The organism is Cohnella hongkongensis, from assembly GCF_042654645.1.
GTDB lineage: Bacteria > Bacillota > Bacilli > Paenibacillales > Paenibacillaceae > Cohnella > Cohnella hongkongensis.
This window is the reverse complement of sequence record NZ_JBHSEP010000003.1, coordinates 247,908-269,273: the sequence shown is the minus strand read 5'-3', so window position 1 is coordinate 269,273 and position 21,366 is coordinate 247,908. Positions and strand designations below refer to the sequence as shown.

The following is a 21,366-nucleotide window of genomic DNA, read 5'->3' as shown; positions in this document are numbered from 1 at the left end:
ATTTTCCCATTTTAGCACAGACCGTTGCGGAACTGCAGACCTACCCGCTACAATGGGTAACGTAGAGCGTCAGCCGCGCGGGATCAAGCGGCCTGATCGCATTGAACCGGCGAGTGCGAAGGAGAGTTCGAGTTGGAATTGGACGACGTGTTTCAAATCTTCAGCTGGATCGGAACGATTGCGTTCGCGGTCAGCGGAGCGATCGTGGCGATGGAAGAGGAGTACGACATTCTGGGCGTGTTCGTGCTTGGGCTGGTCACCGCGTTCGGAGGCGGGGTCATCCGGAATTTGCTCATCGGCGTTCCGGTGACGACGCTATGGAGCCAGGGGCTGTTTCTGAAGACGGCGGGCGTCGCGATATTGATCGTGTTCGTGCTGCCGGTCGCCTGGATTCATCATTGGAAAAGAAGCGAGGCGTTCTTCGACGCCATCGGGCTGTCGGCCTTCGCGATCCAGGGCGCGCTGTACGCGATCAAGGCGAACCTGCCGCTCAGCGCGGTTATGGTTGCCGCCATGCTGACCGGAATCGGCGGGGGGATGGTGCGGGACATTATGGCGGGAAGGAAGCCGCTGGTGCTCCGCGACGAGATTTATGCGGTGTGGGCGCTCGCTGCGGGGCTGGTCATCGGCTTGTCCAAGCTGCAGGCGCCCTGGTTCCTGTTCGCTCTGTTCCTGCTCGTCGTCGCGTTCAGAATGCTGTCCGTACATTACAAGTGGAAGCTGCCGCGCCGTTCGCTGCGCGCAGCGACAGGGGGCCGTCATGAGCTATAACATCCTGTTTGTCTGCCTGGGAAATATATGCCGATCTCCGATGGCGGAAGCCGTCATGCGCCATCTCGTCGAACGGGAAGGGCTGAGCGGGGAAGTGACTGTCGATTCGGCCGGCACCGGCGATTGGCATGTCGGCCGCCCGCCTCACGAAGGGACGCGCAGCTTGCTGGACCGCTACGGCATCTCCTGGGAAGGAATGAAGGCCCGGCAGCTCTCCGTCCGGGACGGAGGGGCGTTCGATCTGATCGTGGCGATGGATACGAATAACGAGAGGGACATTCGGGAGAAGCTGGGCGCCTCTCCCCGGGCCGAGATCATCCGCTTCCTGAGCCTGCTCCCGGAGAGCGGCATGGACGATGTGCCCGATCCGTATTATTCCGGCAATTTCGACGAGGTATACGAGTTGGTCAGCAAAGGCTGCGAGAGGCTTCTGACGCGCGTCAGAGAGAAGCTCCCGCAGCGATGAATCAGCCGAGCGGCCGAGGCTCGGGTCCGAGAAAAGCGGACAGGGCCTCGGGCAGCTCGCGCTGCCAAAACCCCCATTTATGTTCCCCTTCTTTCTCCGAGTACAGCACTTGAGCCCCTTTATCACGCAGCAGCTTCTCCGCTTGACGATTGAGATCGACGAAGTCGAAGGTGCCGCGATCGGTGGCGTAGGCGGTCTCCTGCAAGCCCACGACCATCCAGACGCGGAGACGCTCCAGAGACTGTGCGGCGCGTATTTGCTCCATGTACGCGTCATAGAAGGCGCCGGACAAGGACAAAATTCGGCAGAACAGGTTCGGATAGGCGAGCGCCAGCGACACCGACACGGCGCCTCCGAGAGAATCTCCGGCCAGCAGCCTCTGCTCGGGCTCGTCGCGAACCGGGTATTGCGATTCCACCCAGGGAACGAGCTCTTCCGCGAAAAAGCGGGTATAGGCATCGTATCGTTCCCCGTCCGGCACGTATTCCGACGTTCGGACTTGGACGTTCACGTCGACGCCAACGACGACAAAAGGCTCCCAGGACTCCTCCAGAATGAGTCTCTGGGCATGGGTCGCGATTCTTCCGAAATTGAAAAATTCCTCGCCGTCCTGACAATAGACGACAGGGTAGCTGATCCAGGGCTGAAAGCCCGGCGGCAAATAGACCCGGACCGAACGGCTGCCCTCCGGGAGCCATCGACTGGGGACGTCATGCTTGTGTATCGTTCTTCTGAACAGCGGATTGTCGCTCATCAGTTAACCTCCTTGACAGGTATGGGATTTGACGGGCATGGGCAAACCAATTGAAGGTATGATCCCGGAAATTGTACTACATTGTAATACAATAATTTCAATCCTGTTATATAAACATGAATAGGAGAAAAGCTTTATAAAATAAGGATTTCGCGACATTTTCTTTGACCAATTCACTTAAACAGGGATATAATAATTCTATAACAGAAAGCCCTCTTCCACAATCAAAGATGAGGTGAACCTAATGAGCAAAGTATCCACGGAAGCTCCGGAGGTCAAATCCGGCGCTCAGCCGCACGTAGTCAAGTCCGAAGATGTGAAGCCGCTGCAAGTATTGTCTCCGGAAGGCGAAGTCATACATCCGGAGTACATGCCCCAGCTATCGGACGAACAGTTAAAAGAAATTATGTACCGCATGGTGTTCACGCGCACGTGGGACGACCGCGCCGTCAATCTGGGCCGCCAGGGCCGCCTGGGCTTCTACGCGCCGGTATCCGGACAGGAAGCGACGATGGTCGGAAGCGAATACGCGCTTACGAAGGAAGATTTCATCTGCCCGGGGTACCGGGATATGCCGCAGCTCGTCTGGCACGGACTGCCGCTTTATCAAGCGTTTCTGTATTCCCGCGGCCATCAGCACGGCGGCCAGATTCCGGAAGGCGTGAACGTGCTGATGCCCCAAATCATTATCGGCGCGCAGATTCTGCATGCGACGGGAATCGCAATGGGCTTCAAGCTGAAGGGCGAGAAGCGCGTGGCGATTACGTACACCGGCGACGGCGGCTCCTCCGAGGGCGATTTCTACGAAGGGCTGAACTTCGCGGGCAGCTTTAAGCTGCCGGTCATCTACTTCGTGCAGAACAACGGCTACGCGATTACGACTCCTTACTCGAAGCAGACGGGGGCGCAGTCGATCGCGCATAAAGCGCTGGCAGCCGGCATCCGCGGCGTTCAGGTCGACGGAATGGACGTGCTGGCCGTCATCTCCGCCGTGCAGGAGGCCGCCGAGATCGGCCGCAACGGAGGAGGCGCGACGCTGATCGAAGGCTTGACCTACCGTTTCCGTCCTCACTCGATGGCGGACGATGCGACGAAGTACCGCACGAAGGAAGAGGAGCAGGAGTGGAGCGAGAAGGATCCGATCGTTCGCTTCGGCAAGTTTCTGGCCAAGAAGGGACTGTGGACGGAAGAGGACACGGCCCGCGTGAAGGAAGAAGCTAAAGCCGCGGTAAACGAGCACATCAAGAAAGCCGAGCAAACCGAGAAAATGACGGTCGCCGGCCTGATCGACTCGATGTTCGAACAGACGCCGCCGCACCTCGAAGAGCAGAAGGCGGATTTCCAATAATCGCAACCATTTTAGAACGGCCGCAGCCGATCTTAACTTAGATGACGGGGGAGTAAACAGCATGGCGCAAATGACAATGATTGACGCGATTCGCGACGCGATGCGGGTAGAGCTTGCGCGCGATCCGAACGTGCTTGTTTTCGGGGAAGACGTCGGCCACGTCGGCGGCGTATTCCGCGCGACGGAAGGACTGCAGAAGGAATTCGGCGAGCAGCGCGTATTCGACACGCCGCTGGCAGAGTCCGCAATCGGCGGACTGGCGGTCGGCCTGGGCATTCAGGGCTTCCGCCCGATTGCGGAAATTCAATTCGTAGGCTTCATCTTCGAGGCGCTCGACCAGATGTTCGTGCAAGCCGCGCGCATGCGTTATCGTTCGGGCGGACGCTATCACGCTCCGATCGTCTTCCGCACGCCGTTCGGCGGCGGCGTCAAGGCAGCCGAGCTGCACACCGATTCGCTGGAAGGGCTGGCGATTCAGACGCCGGGCATCAAAGTCATCGTTCCTTCCAATCCTTACGACGCGAAAGGCCTGCTCATCTCGGCGATTCGCGACAACGATCCGGTCTTTTTTATGGAGCATCTTAACCTGTATCGCGCATTCCGCGCGGAAGTGCCGGAAGGAGAATACACCGTTCCGATCGGCAAGGCGAACGTCGTTCGCGAGGGCAAGGATATTACGATCATCGCTTACGGCTTGATGGTTCATACGGCGGTGAAGGCGGCGGAGGAGCTGGAGAAGAACGGCGTATCGGCGGAAGTTATCGACTTGCGCACGCTGCTGCCGCTCGACATCGACACGATCGTCGCTTCCATCCAGAAGACGAACCGCGCGATCGTCGTTCAGGAAGCCCAGAAGACTTCCGGCGCGGCCGCGGAGATTATCGCCCAGATCAACGAGAAAGCGATTCTGCACCTGGAAGCTCCGGTGCTGCGCTGCGCGGGTCCGGACACGGTATACCCGTTCGCGCAGATCGAGGACGTATGGCTGCCGACTCCGGCTCGTATTGTGAAAACCGCCAATCAAGTGCTGCAGTTCTAATTTAGAAAAAATCGGGGTCCCCAAAAAGACATCGGAACGGGCTGCGCTGCATCGCGTCGCTTTTTGGGGGGAGACGAGGAGGGTTCCAGGTGACGAGATTCGAATATCGGTTCCCGGAGCTCGGCGAAGGGATGCATGAAGGCGAAATCGTCAAAGTGCTTATCTCGCCGGGACAGACGGTAACGGACGAAGATATAATTATGGAAGTGCAAAACGACAAAGCGGTCGTCGAAGTGCCTTGCCCGGTGAACGGCAAAGTGCTCGAAGTGCTGGCCAAGGATGGACAAGTTATGCATATCGGCGAGCTTGTCGCCGTCATCGAAGCCGAGGGCGACGTGCCGGAGCAGGCACCGGCGGCGGACGGCCACGCTTCCGGCGACAACAGCGCGACCGGCGGCGCGGATACGAAGGGCGAGCCGGCGCAGCAGCCGGCGGCGGAGGCCGCATCTGCAGCGGCTGCTGCGCCGAAGCCGGCGTCGAACGCGCCTGTGCTGGCCACACCAAGCGTACGCAAGCTTGCTCGCGAGAAGGGCGTCGCCATCGCGGAAGTGAGCGGCAGCGGCAAGAACGGACGCATTACGCGGGAGGACGTGCTGGCGTACGCCTCCGGCGGCGCGCCGAAAGCGGCGGCCGCTGAGACGGCGGAAGCGCCTGCGGCGGCATCGGCCGCTCCGAAAGCGGCATCCGCCGTCAGCGGTCCGGGCGTCGAAGAGCGCGTGCCGTTCAAGGGCATTCGCAAGGCGATCGCCAACGCGATGGTCAAATCGGTCTACACGGCGCCTCATGTGACGCTGATGGATGAGGTCGACGTGTCCGCCCTTGTGGCGCTCCGCGCCAAGGCAAAGCCGGTCGCCGAGAAGAAGGGCGTCAAGCTGACGTACCTGCCGTTTATCGTGAAGGCGCTCGTCGCCGCGTGCCGCGAGTTCCCGGCGCTGAACGCGATGATCGACGAAGCGGCCAACGAAATCGTCTACAAGAAGTACTACAACATCGGCATCGCAACGGACACGGATAACGGCTTGCTCGTTCCTGTCGTGTTCGACGCCGATCGCAAGAACATCTGGACGATCGCGAACGAAATCCGCGATCTGGCCGCTCGCGGCCGCGACGGCAAGCTGGCTCCGAACGAGCTGAAGGGAAGCACGATCTCGATCACGAACATCGGCTCCGCCGGCGGCATGTTCTTCACGCCGGTCATCAATTTCCCTGAAGTCGCGATTCTCGGCACGGGACGCATCTCCGAGAAAGCCGTCGTCAAGAACGGCGAGATTGTCGCGGCTCCGGTCATGGCTCTGTCGCTCAGCTTCGATCACCGCATTATCGACGGCGCTACGGCGCAAAATTTCTTAAATTACATCAAGCAGCTGCTTAACGATCCGGAACTGCTTGTCATGGAGGTGTAATTCATGGTCGTAGGGGATGCTTCTCTTGACATTGATTTGCTCGTTATCGGTGCGGGCCCCGGCGGGTACGTCGCGGCGATCCGCGCCGCTCAACTGGGCCAGAAGGTCATTATCGCGGACAAAGCGAAATTCGGCGGCGTCTGCCTGAACGTCGGCTGCATTCCGTCCAAGGCGCTGATCAATTCCGCTCATCACTACGAGTCGATGCAGCACGCGGCGAGCTACGGGCTGTCCGCAGACAACGTCAGCGTCGACTTCGGTAAAGTGCAGGAGTACAAAAACTCGGTCGTGAACAAAATGACCGGCGGCGTGGAGATGCTGCTGAAAGCGAACAAGGTGCAAATGTTTAACGGCGAAGTCATGTTCATCAACGAACATGAAGCCCGCCTGTTCAACGACCAGGAGGCGCCCCGCTACCGGTTCAAAAACTGCATCATCGCGACCGGCTCCCGTCCGATCGAGCTGAAGCCGTTCCCGTTCGGCGGACGTATTCTGTCCTCGACCGAAGCGCTGTCCCTGCCGGAGCTGCCGAAGAGCCTCGTCGTGATCGGCGGCGGCTACATCGGCATCGAGCTCGGCCAAATGTATTCCAAGTTCGGCACGAAGGTGACCGTGCTCGAGGGCGCGGATACGATTCTTCCGGGCTTCGACAAGGACATGAGCCAGCTCGTCGTCAAGAAGCTGAAGAAGTCCGGCGTCGAGATCGTGAACGGCGCGCTGGCCAAAGGCGCGGAGCAGACCGACAAGGACGTTACGGTAACGTACGAGGTTGGCGGAGAGCAGAAGACGGTAACGGCCGAATACTTGCTCGTCACCGTAGGACGCCGTCCGAACACCGACGGCGAGCTGGGTCTGGATCTGATCGGCGTGAAGGTCGGCGAGCGCGGCCTTATTGAAGTCGACGAGCAATGCCGCACGAACATTCCGCACATCTACGCGATCGGCGACATCGTCCCGGGCGCGGCGCTGGCGCACAAAGCCTCCTACGAAGCGAAGGTGGCCGCGGAAGCGATCGCCGGCCTGCCGTCGAAGGTCGACTACAAGTGCATTCCCGCCGTCGCGTTCTCCGATCCCGAGTGCGCCAGCGTCGGCTATACGGAGAAGGAAGCGAAGGAGAAGGGCTACAATGCGAAGTCCAGCAAATTCCCGTTCGGCGGCAACGGACGCGCGGTTACGCTGAACGGCGCGGACGGCTTCATGAAGCTCGTTCACGACGCGGATACGGGTCTGGTGCTCGGCGCGCAAATTGCCGGAGTCGAAGCCTCCAACATGATTGCCGAGCTGGGTCTGGCGATCGAGATGGGCGCGACGATCGAGGATATCGCGCTGACGATTCACGCGCATCCGACGCTGGCCGAAATTACGATGGATACGGCGGAGCTCGCCATGGGTCATCCGATCCACACGCTGGCGCCTAAATCCTGATTCGACATGCCGAATAACCTTTATGAAGGCTGGGCGACATGCTGTCGCCGCAGTCTTCATAAAGGTTTTCTTGTTTTCCCGGAAGGGCGTGGAGCGCCCCCGTTCCGGCATAGACTAAGGGAAAGACGGATGAAGGGATGAGCGCGATGAGCGAGGAAGCAAGGCCGGTCGGAAGGTCCAGGTCGGTGATGACGGAGCTGGTCTTTCCGACGGACACCAACCATAACGGAACGATGTTCGGCGGCGCGCTGATGAAATCTATCGATAAAATATCGGCGATCTCGGCGATGCGCCATTGCGGCAGGACGGTGGTCACCGCTTCGACCGACAGCCTCGACTTCCTGGCGCCGATCCGGATGGGCGAGGCGGTCGAACTGGAGGCGTTCGTCACATGGACGCACCGCAGCTCGATGGAGGTCTACGTCGTCGTGCGGGCGGAAAATCTGTTCACCGGAGAACGGAAGATTACCTGCACCGCCTTCTCGACATTCGTCGCGCTCGGGGAGGACGGCAGACCGGTGCCCGTGCCTCCCGTGGCGCCTGAGAACGAAGCCGAGCGCAGACTGCACGAGAGCGCGCCGGAGCGCTACGAGCAGCGCCGCAGGAGGCGCGCTCAGCGCTTCTCCCCGACGGAGTGACCGCGCGGCGCCGACAGCGAGGAGTGACAAGTCGCGGAGGCGGATGGTACAATAAAACACAAATTTGGTGTCGAGGTGTGTAGCGTTGCGCAACTATTTGGATTTGCTTCAAGACGTTCTGGATCATGGGGTGAAGAAGGAGGATCGGACCGGCACGGGCACGCTGTCCGTATTCGGCCGGCAGCTTCGCTTCGATCTGTCGCAGGGCTTCCCCCTCGTGACAACGAAACGCATTCATCTGAAATCCGTCGTTCACGAGCTTCTGTGGTTTCTCAGAGGCGATACGAATATCCGCTATTTGAAAGAGAACGGGGTCAGCATCTGGGACGAATGGGCGGACGAGAACGGTGATCTCGGCCCGGTCTACGGCTCGCAGTGGCGCGCCTGGGAAGGTCCGGACGGCCGCAAGATCGATCAGATCCAACAGGTCGTCGAGTCGATCAAGCGCAATCCCGACTCGCGCAGACATCTCGTCAGCGCCTGGAACGCGGCCGTCATCGACGAGATGAAGCTGCCGCCGTGCCATTTCGTTTTTCAATTTTACGTCGCCGGAGGCAAGCTGAGCTGCATGCTGACGATGCGTTCGGTCGATACGTTTCTCGGTCTTCCGTTCAATATTGCTTCCTATGCGCTGCTCACGCATATGATCGCACAGCAGTGCGACCTGGACGTCGGAGAGTTCATCTGGTCGGGCGGAGACGTTCATATTTACAGCAATCATCTGGAGCAGGTGAAGCTTCAGCTCGGCAGAGAGCCTCTGCCGCTTCCGAAGCTCAACATTTTGCGCAAGCCGGACTCGATCTTCGATTACAAGTTCGAGGATTTCGAATTCGTCGGCTACGAGCATCATCCGGGCATTAAAGCTCCCGTAGCGATCTAGCGCTGCGGCGGATGCCGACACAGTACGAACAGTAGGGGGAGTCTCCAATGACGGTCACGCTAATAGCCGCCGTCGCCGCCAACGGAGCGATCGGCCGCAACAACGAGCTGCCGTGGCGGCTTCCGGCAGATCTGCGCTATTTTAAGAATCATACGGTAGGCAAGCCGGTCTTAATGGGACGCAAGACGTTCGAATCGCTGGGCCGCCCGCTGAAGGACAGGAAGAACGTCGTCTTGTCGAGGACGCTTGAGCGGGCTCCGGAAGGCTGCGAGCTGGTCCGGTCGGTCGAAGAAGCGCTGGAGAAATATCGCGACGACGAGTTGATGGTGATCGGCGGAGCGGAGATCTATCGGGAGACGCTGGGCGCAGCCGACCGGCTGCTGCTGACAGAGCTGGCGCAGCCTTTTGACGGAGACGCTTTTTTTCCCGAATTCGACCGGACGGAGTGGCGGCTCGTGTCGCGCGAGGAGGGCGTCGTGGACGAACGGAACGTTTTTTCCCACGCTTTTTGCGTCTATGAGCGGGTCTGCGACAAATAATGCAAACAATAAGTTGGATAATCCATTGTGAGATAAAGCTCCATTTGTTAGGATGATCTATCATCGACAGACAAATGCTGCAAGGAGACGAAGCCACAAAGATACCGACGGATATGGAGGTTTGCACGATGTCGACACCTACGGGATTTATGGAATATAAGCGAGAGCTGCCGGGCGACCGCGATCCGCTGGAGCGCATCAAGGATTGGAACGAGTTTCACCGGATGTTCTCCGAGGAGCAGCTTCGCACGCAGGGCGCGCGCTGCATGGACTGCGGCACGCCGTACTGCCATACCGGCATCGAGCTGGCCGGGAGCGCTTCGGGCTGCCCGATCAACAATCTGATACCGGAATGGAACAGCCTGGTTTATCGCGGACTGTGGAGAGAAGCGTACGAGCGGCTGGCCAAGACGAATAATTTTCCGGAGTTCACCGGCCGCGTATGTCCCGCCCCGTGCGAAGGCTCTTGCACGGTCGGCCTGATCGGAGAGCCGGTCACGATCAAGACGATCGAACAGGCCATCATCGACAAAGCCTTCGAGGAAGGCTGGGTCGTGCCGCAGCCGCCGAAGACGCGCACCGGCAAGAAGGTGGCCGTCGTCGGCTCCGGCCCGGCGGGGCTTGCCGCAGCCGCCCAATTGAACAAGGCCGGCCACACGGTGACCGTATACGAGCGGGCGGATCGCGCGGGAGGGCTGCTGACGTACGGCATCCCGACGATGAAGCTGGAGAAGTCTATCGTGCAGCGGAGAGTGGATCTGCTGGCCGAGGAAGGCGTGCAGTTCGTTCTGAACACCGAGATAGGCAAGGAACTTCCCGCATCGGAGCTGCTGGCGCAGTTCGACGCCGTCGTCCTGTGCGGCGGCGCAACGAAGGCGCGTCCGATCGGGAACGTCGAAGGACATGATCTGAAAGGCATTTATCAGGCGATGGATTATTTGAACAGCACGATCAAGAGCTATCTCGATCACGACCTGCAGGAAGGCACTTATATTTCCGGCAAGGGCAAAAACGTGATCGTCATCGGCGGGGGAGACACCGGTACGGACTGCGTGGCGACGGCGCTGCGTCACGGCTGCTCGAGCGTCACCCAATTCGGCACCCATGCGAAGGCTCCGCTGGAGCGCGACACGGCGAACAACCCTTGGCCGGAGTATCCGAACGTATATACGCTCGATTATGCGCACGAGGAAGCGAAAGCTCTGTACGGAGAAGACCCGCGGGCGTTCTCCGTTCTGACGAAGAAGTTCGTAGGCGACGAGAACGGTCACGTCAAAGAGCTGCACACGGTGCAGATTCGCCGTTACGTAGACGAGCAAGGCCGCAAAATATACGAGGAAATTCCCGGCACGGAGAAAGTCTGGCCGGCGGATCTCGTCCTGGTCGCCGTCGGCTTCGAAGGTCCCGAGCGCACGCTGATCGACCAGCTTGAGCTGGAGACGGACCGCCGCACGAACGTCAAAGCGCCGTACGGCCGATATACGACGAACGTGAACAAGGTGTTCGCGGCGGGAGATATGAGACGCGGTCAGAGTCTGATCGTCTGGGCGATCAACGAAGGCCGCGAAGCGGCTCGCGAGGTCGACAAATTTTTGATGGGCAGCACGTTGCTCCCTTAACCGATTTCCGTTATCGTAAAGAGGTCGTCCCCTGCGCGGGGAGGCCTCTTTTTATGGATCCAAAGGAGGAGGGAAGCCGAATGATTCGGTACGGAGACGAGTTGTGGACCGAGCTGCGGTTCACGGGCTTTCAGTATCAAGCGGAACGCCGGGACGGGCAGTGGGTGGACGTTGTCCTGCGGCCCGAGACGGCGGGAGAGACGCCGCTGCCGAAGGAACTGGCCGACTTTGCCATTATCGCGGTGTGCACCCACGACGGGCACCCGATCCAGCTCATAACGCAGGACGGAGGCTGCGACTGCGAATATCAGCTGACGGAAGCGGAGCAGGAGCAGATCAACGCGTTTATCCGCACCGACGAGGTGCGGCGGGCGATTGTCGAAGCGGCGTCATCTTCCGGCGATTGAGGCCGATTCGGATCGAACGGCGTCCGAAGCTGGTTCGGAAGACAGGGCTTCCCCCAAAACTTTCCTCTATGGTACACTTGTGACTGGCGAGGAACGAGATCGGACGGGGGAGGCTTACGATGGAGAGCGCCGCATTGCTGTCGCCTACGGACATTCATACGATCCGCAGATATGTGCAGACCAAATACGCGCCGCTTCCGGACGGACGCCGCGCCGAGATCGTCGCCGACGCGATTCGCCGGGCGCTCGCGCAGAGATTGCCGAACGTGCCGGAGGAGATCAAGCTTCGCATGATCGATCAACTGATTTCCCGCTGTCTGGTCGGGGAGAGGCGCGACATTCTCCCTGACGACGTTCTCGATCTGTTCGCAGAGATCGGGACCGACGACGAGCTGCTGACGGAGCGTCTGCTGGAGCCGATTCTGGAATGGGCGAACGAGCGCACGCAGCGCAGATGGAGCCCGGAGCAGCTCGCTTCCCGGCTGGAGAGACGGAGACGGCCTGCGCCGGAGCCGTCGGCGGAGTCCGTTGCCGCGCCGGAGGTCCGGGCGCGCGACCGGAGCGGCTGGCGGGAAGGGATCGGTAAGGCCGTCAGGGGCTGGGTCAGGCCTGGCCGGGCCCTCGCTTTGGCCTCGGTCCTCTTGGTCGGAGCGGCGGGAACGATCGCCGCGCTGAGCGGGGACCGTCCCGCGCCCGTCGCGGAGCCTGTCGAAACGGCGTCTCCCGCTCCTGCGGCAGCTCCGGAGCCGACCCCCGATATCGGCATGCCGCAAACGCTGCAATATACGGAGATTGACGAGGCGGCTCTCGTCGACTACTTGAACAGCCGGGATTCCCTGCTGTCCGAGGAGCCTTATTTCGGAACGATTATGGCGACGGCGCGCGAGTACGATCTTCATCCGCACCTTCTGTTCGCCATTACCGGCCAGGAACAGGGCTTCGTGCCCAGGTCGGCCAAGCACGCGCTGAAGATCGCCAATAATCCGTTTAATGTCGGACATAGCTGGATGGAATACAATACGGACATCGAGAACTCCGCCGGCATAGCCGCCCGGCTGCTTGTAAAGCTGGGCAAGAGCCGACCCGAGGGCCACGATCCGTTCGAATGGTTCAACCGGACTTACGCAGAGGATCCGCTTTGGTCGGTCGGCGTCCGCAAACTATTCGACAAGCTGAACAGCTTAAGCGCCGACGAACCGACAAGCCGTTAACAGGCGCAGCGCGGCTGCGGACGGTGGAAATTCACGGCCCGTCCGGCCGCATAATAAAGGGGCGTGCATCTCCCGAAGGAGGCGCATGCCCCTTTGTTGGGGATTCAGAAAGGATCAAATTCGCTATCCTGATCTGAATTCCCTCCGACAATAACGCGATTCCGCGTCTAGAGGACGACGAAGGCGTTTTTGCTTGAGCGCAGCTCAACCCGATTCCTTCATCCGATGATCGTCCAAATACCGGTGAATCGCAGGCGGAACTTGCGGCAGCTCGGTGAGAGTGAGCAGCGCTCCGCGCGGCTTGGCGTCGATCGGGATGACGTTGTAGGCCCATTCGGCCTCCTGCTTCAAGTATACGGCGTTAATGCCGCAGCGTACGGCAGGCAGCACGTCGGTTCGGACCGAGTTGCCGATCATCCAAGTGTTCTCCCGGTCGAAGCCGCCCCCGGACAAAATGTGCTCCAGCGCCTCCGTGTTCTTATGCTGGCGGATGTAAATCCGGTTTTCGAAGTAGCGCTCCAGGCGCATGCTTTCGATCTTGCGCAGTTGAATGGCGGCATCTCCGCCGGTGTACAGATGGAGCTCGTGACCTTTCCCGGCAAGCTTCTCAAGCGTTTCGTCCATCATCGGGTACGGCTCGATCTCCAGATCGTAAACGCTGTTGCCGAGCTTCCACAGCTGCTCCTCTTCGAGCGCGGATCTGGTCCGTCCGGTGACGGACTGGAAGTGGCGGTAGGTGTCGACCATCGATTGGGGGAAATGCTCGCTCTTGAAGCCGAGCACCTGAACGCCGGCGATGTCGATCTCCGTCTGCTTGGCCGCGATCTCCTCGCGGCCGATGCCGGCCGGGCCGAACCATTCGGCCATCCGGTCGGCGAAGCGATCCAGGATGGCGTGAAAATACTTGTTGCAGTAGACTAGCGTATCGTCAAGGTCGAATAAAATTTGTTGGCTCATCGGATGCGGTTCTCCTTCAAGTCTTTCATTCCATTATTCTCATTATGGCCTGCCGTGCCGGGTTTGTAAATGAGCGAAAAGAGGAAAACTACAAAGTAACCGCTCGGAAAACGAAGGGCAGGGGGTGAGACGCAGTGGCCAAAAAAATATCCCGGAGCTTGAACGAACCGATGAAGCCGTCCGGATTAAAGGAGCATAAGGAAGATCCGGACGTCAGGAAAATGAGGCGCTTCCCGCCCAGCTTAAACGGAATCAACAAAAATCTGCCCTGATTCAGCCGGGGCGGGAAGCGCGCCGCTTGCCGTCATGCGTACTTGATCATCTTCTCCATCAGGTCGCGCTTGATCAGGCGAATGCGCTGACGGACATAGAAGTCGTAGCTGCCCCCGCTAAGCTCGCGGGGGCTTATCGTGCTGCCCGTGTCGTTATCGATGATGACGAGCTTGCCGTTGTCGTAAAATTTGAAAGTCAGGTCTCTAGACGGTCTGGCGCCTCTCGGAGGTTCCAAGTAACGGAGATGTTCGCATTTCATCATCCCTGATCCCACCTTCGAAACAGTATCGGGAACATTTGTTCCTGTTTTGATTATAGCAAACATTTGTTCGTATGGCAAGGGATGGGATTATGCCGTACACTAGATTTATTAAGGATTGAAGGGATAGGACAGCCATGATCGTAATTTCAGGATTGACCCGCACGATACCCGATGGAAAAACGATACTGAAAGAGATCGACGCGCGCCTCGAGCCCGGAACGTTCATCGCTGTCGTAGGCTCGAGCGGCAGCGGCAAAACGGCGCTGCTGAGAGCGCTTGCTCTGAAGGAAGTGTGGACTTCCGGAGAATACAAGATTGACGGCAAAGACTTGATGGAGGCCGGTTTCCTGGCGAAAATGCGCTATAAGCGGCAAATCGCCTACTTAGAGCAGAAGCCGCTCCTGTACGAAAGAAAGACCGCGCTGAAAAACGTGCTGATCGGAGCGTCCGAGCAGACGCCTCTCTGGCGCAGAATAACCGGCATGGTGCGCAGCGACGATTACATGGGCGCCATGGACATGCTGGAGCACGTCGGACTGATGGAGCGGTCGAAGCAGATCGTGGAGCGGATGAGCGGCGGCGAACGCCAGCGGATTGCCATAGCCCGGGCGCTCGTTCACGGCGCGCGCCTCGTGCTGGCGGACGAGCCGGTCTCCGGCTTGGATCCCCATACGTCCGAAGAGATGATGGGCACGCTTAAGAAGCTGTGCCGCGAGAAGGGGACGACGATCGTGGCGGCGCTGCACCGGATCGAGCTGGCGGAGAAATTCGCGGACGAAATCTGGGGCATGCAGGACGGCCGATTGGTGATGACGGTGCGCGGCCGCCGCTTGACGGCTGCCGAGAAGCTTCGGTTGACCTAGCAAGCCGGACGCCCGAGCAGCCGGCGCCGCCCGGCTCGCCGGCAGACGCGGCGTCCGGGCGGCTTGGACTTCTGCCGGCAGCAGCCGGCCGATCAGGTCGGGGACTCGGGCTTTCTTCCTTCGCCCGGTTCGTCGGCCAGCTCGTGCAGCGAGGAAATTTTGCCGTGGGGATGCTGGTTTTGTTTGCGGCTTTTCCAGGCGCTTTCTCTTCGTCGTTTGGAAGTGGTCATCCGATTTCCGCCTTTCGTTGAGTGGTGGATACATGAATTAGCGTGGCGGAAGGAGCCGGACGTTATTCACGGCTTGTCCGCAGCGGGCGAGAAGGTGAGGTTATCTTATGAGCAGCGCTGTACGCGCGTCGGTCTATCCGCTGCTGTCTCTCAACATCGGCCGGGTGCAGACCTCGATATATAAAGGCAAAGAAGCGAAGTCCGGCATCTCGAAGAGCTCCGTCCAGAGCGCCTTGCGGTTAACCGGTCTCGGGTTTGAAGGAGACGAGCAGGCCGATCTGGAGCATCACGGAGGACCGGACAAGGCGATATGCGTATACAGCTACGAGCATTATCCGCACTGGGAGCAGGTGCTGGGCCGTACGCTCGGCTACGGAGCGTTCGGGGAAAATTTCACGGTCGGACGACTGATCGAGCATGAAGTGAGCGTCGGGGACGTATTCCGGATCGGGAGCGCCGTCGTGCAAATCAGCCAGCCGAGACAGCCTTGCTGGAAGCTGGCCATGAAATGGGGCTTGGACGAGCTGCCTCTGCTAGTGACGAGCAGCGGAGCGACCGGCTTCTATTTCCGCGTGCTGGAGACGGGAGAGGTGCGAGCGGGCGATGAGCTGTCGCTGCTGGAGGCCCATCCGGATCGCGTGACGGTAGCCGAGGCCAACCGCGTCATGCATCGGGATCGGAACGATACGGAAGGCATGCGCCGTCTGCTCGCCGTCGACGCGTTATCGGCAAGCTGGTCGAAGACGCTGACTCAGCGTCTGGCTCGGCTGAGCGAATAGGCCTTCTGCCGACTCGGCGTTCCCCAAGCCTCCATTCCCCCCCTGACATCCCCCGTCCCGAAAGCCTAACGCATCAAGCGGCTTCATGCGTTAGGCCTCCCTGCCGCGCGACTCGAAGGATGACAACCCGTACCGCTTTCGCATGCCGCTCCCGCTCCGCCCCCCGTTCCGGACGGCCGGGAGCTGCGAGCCGGGAGGCGGAAAGACACCGCAAGCAATGAGCGAAGGACATCGACATATAATGGAGGGAAGGGAGGAAACGGGGGAAGAACGAGGCGGCGATCAGGGACGGCAGGAACGACCGGAGCAACCGACAGAGAAAGAAAGCCTTCCGGGGGAAATTTCGCTGCGGCGCTGTCCGGGTCTGACTATATTTGGCGTTTTTCCACAACGGAGGAAGGAATTCATCCTTTTAAGGCGAAATAATTAATATTTCGTATATTATTAATTTTCTGAATGTTCCTTCACTTCATGCGAAAGGGGTTTACAGAAAATCATGGTGATGCTGCCCAAGGTCAACGAACTCGGATTTTTTGAAATTCGGCTGGAGTCTATCGGCGGGCTGGGCGCCAACCTGGCCGGCAAAATGCTGGCGGAAGCCGGAGTCATGGGCGTCGGACTGAACGGCGTCAGCTTCAGCTCTTACGGCTCGGAGAAGAAAGGATCGCCCGTCAAGGCTCACATCCGGTTCTGCGACATCGATACGCAGATTCGGGATACGTCCCCGGTCGAGCGGCCGCACGTGATCGGGGTATTCCACGAGAACCTGTCGAAGACGATCAACGTCATTTCCGGCATGCACGAAGACAGCATCGTGCTGGTCAATTCCAAGAAATCGCCGGAGCAGCTCAAGAGTCAGCTGAAGCTGAAGGCCGGCATTATCGCGGTCGTGGACGCCACCGGAATCGCGATGGAGGAGAACAACCGGGTGAACATGGCGATGCTCGGAGGGCTGTTCAGGCTTTGCGATTTTCTGGACGCGGAATTCATGAAGGGCGTCATTCGCAAGTCGCTGGAGAAGAAGTACCCCGCCGCCGTCCAGCCCGCACTGAATACGTTCCAGCGCGGCTACGACGAAGTGAGCTTTCAGACGTTCCGGCTGGAGGAGGGGGACCAGATGCCGTCCTTCGTTCGCATGGACACGCCGGTGCTCGGTTACGAGACCCAGCCGATCGGCGGCCTGATTACGAATCCGGGCAACAGCATTCTGAAGGATCTGAGCATTTCCCGCGCCGGCAGGATGCCGCATTTCGCTGACGACAAGTGCATCCATTGCGCGGCGTGCGACAACGTCTGTCCCGATTTCTGCTTCGTGTGGGAGGAGCAGCCGGACAAAAAAGGACGTCCGCAGATGTTTCTGCAGGGCATCGATTATCAGTATTGCAAAGGCTGTCTGAAATGCGTGCAGGCCTGTCCGACCGAGGCGCTGTCCTCCGAGCTGGAGGCGGACGGCTATGCGGACGCTCATCGGGTCGCGCACAAGTTTCAGTTGGCTCTGTAAGTCTGTACGAGAGATAGAGCGCCGAACCTTCAAGAACAGAACCCGATAGGAAAGGTGGAGTCTGAAAATGTCGATCGATATTCGCAAGGAAACGGTTGGTCAGGGCACCGTCGAGCAAAGGATCGTCTATGAATCAGGCAACGAGATGGCCGCATACGCCGCACACCAGATTAACTATCACGTCATGGGTTATTTCCCGATCTCCCCGTCTACGGAGGTCGCGCAGTTCCTCGATCTGATGAAGGCGAACGGACAGCACGACATCGTGCTTATTCCCGCGGACGGCGAGCACGGCTCGGCGGGCGTATGCTACGGAGCGTCGGCCGCGGGCGGACGGGTGTTCAACGCGACGTCCGCCAACGGTTACTTGTATATGCTCGAGCAGATGCCCGTGCAGTCGGGGACGAGGTTCCCGATGGTTCTCAATCTCGTGTGCCGGTCGGTCTCCGGACCGCTCGACATTCACGGGGACCACTCGGACTTGTATTTTGCGCTCAACACGGGCTGGCCGATTCTGCTGTGCCGGGATCCGCAGGCCGTATACGATATGAATATTATGGCGCTGAAGCTGGCTGAGGATCCCGAGGTGCGCCTGCCGGTCATCGTCGCATCGGACGGCTACTTCACCAGCCATCAGAAGCGCCGGGTGATGACGTTCACGCACCGCGAGGACGTGCAGAAGTTCGTCGGCGAGCATCCGCCCGAATTCCAGCATGTGCTGGACCGCGACAACCCGATCACCGTCGGACCGTACATGAACGAGCCCGATTATATCAACAACTGCTACCAGCAGAGTATGGCGATGTACCGGGCCGAAGCGGTCTTCGATCGCATTCAGAAGGAATACGCGGAGCTGACCGGCCGGGAATATCCGATTCTGGAGCTGTACCGGATGGAGGACGCCGACGTCGCCGTCTTCCTGCTGAATTCGTCGGCGGAGATCATTAAGGACGTCGTCGATCAGCTGCGCAGCCGGGGAATTCGGGCCGGATCGATCTCCCCGAACCTCATACGGCCGTTCCCGGCGAAGCAGATCGCCGAGGCGCTCAGGAACGTCAAGGCGGTCACTGTCGGCGACCGCGCTGACTCGTACGGCGGCCACGGCGGCAATATGGTGATGGAGGTTCGCGCCGCGCTGCAGCAGTACGGCAATTCGACCACGCTCGTCATCAGCCGCATCTACGGGTTGGGCGGCAAGGACTTCTACGCCGAGGACGGGCTGGCGCTGTTCGAGTTCGCAATCGAGGCGATGAACAAGGGCTATGTGGAGAAGCCGTTCGACTATCACGGCGCGACGCCGGGAGACCCGGCCAAGGCGCCCAAGCGCGTGCTGGAGCCGATGAAATACGAGGATCTGAAAACCGGGCTCATTACCGTAACGCCCGACGAGGCGACGGGCAAGGTCAACGTGCGCATTCCGCCGCTGCGCTCCCTGACGAAGAAGCCGAAGCGGATCGCACCGGGGCACGGAGCGTGTCCGGGCTGCGGCATCTTCTCCGGGCTGGAGCTGTTCTTCAAAGGGATCGAAGGCGACATCGTCGCTTTGTTCCATACCGGTTGCGCGATGGTCGTCACGACCGGGTACCCGTATTCGGCCCATAAGGCGACTTACATTCACAACCTGTTCCAGAACGGAGCGGCCACGCTGTCCGGGGTCGTCGAGATGTTCCACGAGCGCAAGCGCCGGGGCGAGCTGGACCAGTACGGCCTCAAAGACGATTTTACGTTCGTCATGATTACGGGAGACGGAGGCATGGACATCGGCATGGGGCCGGCGATCGGCGCCGCGCTTCGCAACCATCGAATGATCATTCTCGAATACGATAACGAAGGCTATATGAACACGGGAGCCCAGCTCTCGTATTCGACGCCGATGGGACATCGGACGTCGACGTCCAACGTCGGCAAGTTCCAGGGCGGCAAAGTGTTCCACCATAAGGACACGGCCCAGATTATGGCCGCGACGAACATTCCCTACGTCTTCACCGGAAGCGAGGCGTTCCCTCAGGATCTCGTGCGGAAGGGGGCGAAGGCGCAGTGGTACGCCCAGAACGTCGGCCTCGTGTACGGCAAAATTCTCATTACTTGTCCGCTGAACTGGCTGTCCGACGACAAGGACGGCTCCGACATTATCGACTACGCGGTGAACAGCTGCTTCTTCCCGCTCTACGAGGTCGAGCGCGGCGTGACGACGATTACCTACAATCCCGAAGAGAAGGGGAAGAGGGTTCCCGTCGGCGATTGGCTGAAAATGATGGGCAAAACCAGGCATCTGAACAAGCCGGAATATGCGGAGACGCTGAGGGAGTTCGAATCGGAGATCGAGCGGCGGTGGAACGTGCTGAAGGCGAAGCACGAGCATCCGGATCTCTGACGGCCGGGGGCGGAGAGCATGCCTTACGCGCTGCGTCATTCGGCTACGGGAACGCTGCTCGCCCGCGTGCAGCGGAACAGCTATAAGCTGGAGTACTACGGAATCGTGCAGTGGGAGAGCGCGCCGGCGGCTCCGGCGGTGGCGGAAGCTCTGGCGCTGGCCGGAGTTCCGCCGGAGCACGAGGCCGGCAGGCTCGACGCTTGGGAGACGATCCTTCTGAGCGAGCGCGAAGCGAAGTTGGCCAACGTCAAGCTGCGCAACGATCCGCGAAGAACCGTCCATTATCGGGACGGCGTCATTGGCGCAACCGCCGCATCGAATGCTTAACGTCATTAAACAAGCGTCTTCCGACATTCGGAGGACGCTTGTTCAGGCTCAAGCCGCAGCGGAGGACGAGGGATCTCTCCCCTCCGGGACGAGCGCGTCACGCTTCGGGCAGCAGGGAAGCCGAGCGGCTGCCGCGAACGGACAGGAGGCTCGCCACATGCTGCAGGCGCAGCAGCTCGTTGGGCTTCAGCTCCCGCTGAAAATAGCCGTACAAATAAGCCGCTTCGAGGAACGGCAGGCCGGGATAGCAGACGACCGGCTGATGGGAATACGGGTTGTCGAGCACGATCTGCCATTCCCCTTCCCGCTGCAGGGGAGGAATCGAGGCCAATACGTCGTTCTTGACGCCGAAGATAAGCTCGAACTCGTCCCAGACGCCGCCCCAGGACGGGCTGAACCGCTGCGGATTCGGGAACAGCTCGCGGGCGCGCGTCAGCTTGCGGCGATACAGCGGAATATCGTCGTCCGAATACGTTTTCAAGCCTTCGCGGAAATCCTCGATAAACCGGTAGAAGGAAAAATAACCTTTGCTCGCGATCTCTTCGCTATGCGTTTGCTCTAATTCCTCCGGCTCGGCCTGCATATACTGATGGAAGGCTGACTCCGACATCCCGACACCCCCTTAACCGTAATAATGAAGGCATAACTTCTTGAAATATTATACCTCAGCCTTGTCTCCAGTCAAAGAACGGCGACAGCCGTTTGGGCTTGTGTTATAATGTAAAACAATGCGCAAGACGCGGTAAGATTTGTGGGAGGGAAAGCAAAAGATGAGTCGGCGTTTTGTCATCGAGGCCGTCATGATCGCGATATACGGTCAACTGCTTCTGCCGAAACGTCCTGTCGAGTACAGGATACCTTACACCTCGGTCATGGAGCTCTACGATATGAAAGACAGTCCGGAGCCGGTCATGCCGGAAGCGGACGACGACGCTTACGTGAAGACGAAGATCGGAGAGATGATTGCCTACTTCGAGGATTCGTTCAATAAAAAGAAGATCGAACGCGCGCTGATGGCGCCTTGGCGGGAGAGCCCGCCTCTGCCGATCAACGACAACGTGTCGCTCGTCATCGTGAACGCGGCGGAGAACATGCAGTACGGCGAAGCTTTCGATCCGATCGAGACGGAGATCATCCTGATGGCGATCAAGCTGCAATGTCCGGTTCTGACCGATCAAATCGAGTTTCAAGACAAGGTCGTTCAGAACGGGGTGCCTGTGCAGCTGTTCGATATCGACGATTTCGAGTACGCTGTCGAGGAGCATGCGGAGACCGCGGAAGAGTACAGAGAGTAACCAAG

24 protein-coding genes are annotated in these 21,366 nt (G+C 59.5%); 19 read left to right on the top strand and 5 right to left on the bottom strand.

Translation table 11 applies throughout. The features are described from left to right. Positions 1 to 132: 132 nt before the first annotated feature. Together ACFO3S_RS06725 and ACFO3S_RS06720 are read left to right on the top strand one after the other, a co-directional pair. The gene (locus ACFO3S_RS06725; protein WP_378093640.1) at positions 133 to 771 is read left to right on the top strand and encodes a trimeric intracellular cation channel family protein; all 639 of its coding nucleotides are present in this window, start codon (positions 133 to 135) and stop codon (positions 769 to 771) included. After that, positions 761 to 1,237 carry a low molecular weight protein-tyrosine-phosphatase gene (locus ACFO3S_RS06720; RefSeq protein ID WP_378093638.1) on the top strand — a complete coding sequence of 159 codons (477 nt, stop codon included), beginning with the start codon at positions 761 to 763 and terminating at the stop codon, positions 1,235 to 1,237. Before ACFO3S_RS06725 ends, ACFO3S_RS06720 begins: the two co-directional genes overlap by 11 nt. 1 nt (position 1,238) lies before the next feature. On the opposite strand, the gene ACFO3S_RS06715 is transcribed toward ACFO3S_RS06720, so the two are convergent. Then, positions 1,239 to 1,991 carry an alpha/beta hydrolase gene (locus ACFO3S_RS06715; RefSeq protein WP_378093636.1) on the bottom strand — a complete coding sequence of 251 codons (753 nt, stop codon included), beginning with the start codon at positions 1,989 to 1,991 and terminating at the stop codon, positions 1,239 to 1,241. A 244-nt stretch (positions 1,992 to 2,235) separates the two neighbouring features. Here ACFO3S_RS06715 and pdhA point away from each other — a divergent pair, with 244 nt between their 5' ends. From pdhA to ACFO3S_RS06665, 10 genes are all read left to right on the top strand, one after another. Beyond that, positions 2,236 to 3,339, top strand: coding sequence for a pyruvate dehydrogenase (acetyl-transferring) E1 component subunit alpha (gene pdhA, locus ACFO3S_RS06710; RefSeq protein WP_378093634.1), 1,104 nt, complete (start codon positions 2,236 to 2,238; stop codon positions 3,337 to 3,339). A 61-nt stretch (positions 3,340 to 3,400) separates the two neighbouring features. Beyond that, positions 3,401 to 4,378 (top strand): alpha-ketoacid dehydrogenase subunit beta, encoded by a 978-nt coding sequence (locus ACFO3S_RS06705; RefSeq protein ID WP_378093632.1) that lies wholly within the window; start codon positions 3,401 to 3,403, stop codon positions 4,376 to 4,378. 89 nt (positions 4,379 to 4,467) lie between these two features. Continuing rightward, positions 4,468 to 5,781, top strand: a complete 1,314-nt coding sequence (locus ACFO3S_RS06700) for a dihydrolipoamide acetyltransferase family protein (RefSeq protein ID WP_378093630.1) — start codon at positions 4,468 to 4,470, stop codon at positions 5,779 to 5,781. A gap of 3 nt (positions 5,782 to 5,784) precedes the next feature. Beyond that, on the top strand, positions 5,785 to 7,206 hold the full coding sequence (lpdA, locus tag ACFO3S_RS06695) for a dihydrolipoyl dehydrogenase (RefSeq protein ID WP_378093628.1): 1,422 nt from the start codon (positions 5,785 to 5,787) through the stop codon (positions 7,204 to 7,206). 146 nt (positions 7,207 to 7,352) lie between these two features. Further along, a complete protein-coding gene (locus ACFO3S_RS06690) occupies positions 7,353 to 7,844 on the top strand; it encodes an acyl-CoA thioesterase (protein WP_378093626.1) in 492 nt (163 codons plus the stop codon). Between the two features lie 85 nt (positions 7,845 to 7,929). Next, positions 7,930 to 8,724 (top strand): thymidylate synthase, encoded by a 795-nt coding sequence (gene thyA / locus ACFO3S_RS06685; protein ID WP_378093624.1) that lies wholly within the window; start codon positions 7,930 to 7,932, stop codon positions 8,722 to 8,724. A 47-nt stretch (positions 8,725 to 8,771) separates the two neighbouring features. After that, a complete protein-coding gene (locus ACFO3S_RS06680) occupies positions 8,772 to 9,263 on the top strand; it encodes a dihydrofolate reductase (protein WP_378093622.1) in 492 nt (163 codons plus the stop codon). Between the two features lie 128 nt (positions 9,264 to 9,391). Then, entirely contained in the window at positions 9,392 to 10,882 is a 1,491-nt protein-coding gene (locus tag ACFO3S_RS06675; RefSeq protein WP_378093620.1) for a glutamate synthase subunit beta, read from the top strand. A gap of 80 nt (positions 10,883 to 10,962) precedes the next feature. Then, entirely contained in the window at positions 10,963 to 11,289 is a 327-nt protein-coding gene (locus tag ACFO3S_RS06670) for a hypothetical protein (protein WP_378093618.1), read from the top strand. 119 nt (positions 11,290 to 11,408) lie between these two features. After that, the gene (locus ACFO3S_RS06665) at positions 11,409 to 12,500 is read left to right on the top strand and encodes a hypothetical protein (RefSeq protein ID WP_378093616.1); all 1,092 of its coding nucleotides are present in this window, start codon (positions 11,409 to 11,411) and stop codon (positions 12,498 to 12,500) included. A 204-nt stretch (positions 12,501 to 12,704) separates the two neighbouring features. Here ACFO3S_RS06665 and ACFO3S_RS06660 read toward each other — a convergent pair whose 3' ends face one another. Continuing rightward, positions 12,705 to 13,457: an HAD family hydrolase gene (locus ACFO3S_RS06660; protein WP_378093613.1), complete on the bottom strand. Its 753-nt coding sequence runs from the start codon at positions 13,455 to 13,457 to the stop codon at positions 12,705 to 12,707. Positions 13,458 to 13,591: 134 nt separating this feature from the next. Here ACFO3S_RS06660 and ACFO3S_RS06655 point away from each other — a divergent pair, with 134 nt between their 5' ends. Further along, positions 13,592 to 13,729 (top strand): hypothetical protein, encoded by a 138-nt coding sequence (locus ACFO3S_RS06655; RefSeq protein WP_378093611.1) that lies wholly within the window; start codon positions 13,592 to 13,594, stop codon positions 13,727 to 13,729. Between the two features lie 32 nt (positions 13,730 to 13,761). Here the strand turns inward: ACFO3S_RS06655 and ACFO3S_RS06650 are convergent, their stop codons facing one another. Continuing rightward, a complete protein-coding gene (locus tag ACFO3S_RS06650) occupies positions 13,762 to 13,992 on the bottom strand; it encodes a hypothetical protein (RefSeq protein WP_378093609.1) in 231 nt (76 codons plus the stop codon). Between the two features lie 134 nt (positions 13,993 to 14,126). On the opposite strand from ACFO3S_RS06650, the gene ACFO3S_RS06645 reads away from it, so the two are divergent. Continuing rightward, positions 14,127 to 14,855: a phosphonate ABC transporter ATP-binding protein gene (locus tag ACFO3S_RS06645; protein ID WP_378093607.1), complete on the top strand. Its 729-nt coding sequence runs from the start codon at positions 14,127 to 14,129 to the stop codon at positions 14,853 to 14,855. A gap of 92 nt (positions 14,856 to 14,947) precedes the next feature. Here ACFO3S_RS06645 and ACFO3S_RS06640 read toward each other — a convergent pair whose 3' ends face one another. Continuing rightward, entirely contained in the window at positions 14,948 to 15,085 is a 138-nt protein-coding gene (locus ACFO3S_RS06640) for a DUF6254 family protein (RefSeq protein ID WP_378093605.1), read from the bottom strand. A gap of 107 nt (positions 15,086 to 15,192) precedes the next feature. On the opposite strand from ACFO3S_RS06640, the gene ACFO3S_RS06635 reads away from it, so the two are divergent. The 4 genes from ACFO3S_RS06635 to ACFO3S_RS06620 all read left to right on the top strand — a co-directional run bounded on the left by ACFO3S_RS06635 (position 15,193) and on the right by ACFO3S_RS06620 (position 20,066). Continuing rightward, complete coding sequence (locus ACFO3S_RS06635) at positions 15,193 to 15,864, top strand: MOSC domain-containing protein (RefSeq protein ID WP_378093603.1); 672 nt, start codon at positions 15,193 to 15,195, stop codon at positions 15,862 to 15,864. 496 nt (positions 15,865 to 16,360) lie between these two features. Continuing rightward, positions 16,361 to 17,365 (top strand): 2-oxoacid:acceptor oxidoreductase family protein, encoded by a 1,005-nt coding sequence (locus tag ACFO3S_RS06630; RefSeq protein WP_378093601.1) that lies wholly within the window; start codon positions 16,361 to 16,363, stop codon positions 17,363 to 17,365. A gap of 67 nt (positions 17,366 to 17,432) precedes the next feature. Beyond that, positions 17,433 to 19,739 (top strand): thiamine pyrophosphate-dependent enzyme, encoded by a 2,307-nt coding sequence (locus ACFO3S_RS06625; protein ID WP_378093599.1) that lies wholly within the window; start codon positions 17,433 to 17,435, stop codon positions 19,737 to 19,739. An 18-nt stretch (positions 19,740 to 19,757) separates the two neighbouring features. After that, the gene (locus ACFO3S_RS06620; protein ID WP_378093597.1) at positions 19,758 to 20,066 is read left to right on the top strand and encodes a hypothetical protein; all 309 of its coding nucleotides are present in this window, start codon (positions 19,758 to 19,760) and stop codon (positions 20,064 to 20,066) included. Positions 20,067 to 20,163: 97 nt separating this feature from the next. Here ACFO3S_RS06620 and ACFO3S_RS06615 read toward each other — a convergent pair whose 3' ends face one another. Next, on the bottom strand, positions 20,164 to 20,676 hold the full coding sequence (locus ACFO3S_RS06615) for a hypothetical protein (protein ID WP_378093595.1): 513 nt from the start codon (positions 20,674 to 20,676) through the stop codon (positions 20,164 to 20,166). Between the two features lie 160 nt (positions 20,677 to 20,836). On the opposite strand from ACFO3S_RS06615, the gene ACFO3S_RS06610 reads away from it, so the two are divergent. Continuing rightward, positions 20,837 to 21,361: an ADP-heptose synthase gene (locus ACFO3S_RS06610; protein ID WP_378093593.1), complete on the top strand. Its 525-nt coding sequence runs from the start codon at positions 20,837 to 20,839 to the stop codon at positions 21,359 to 21,361. Positions 21,362 to 21,366: the final 5 nt, after the last annotated feature.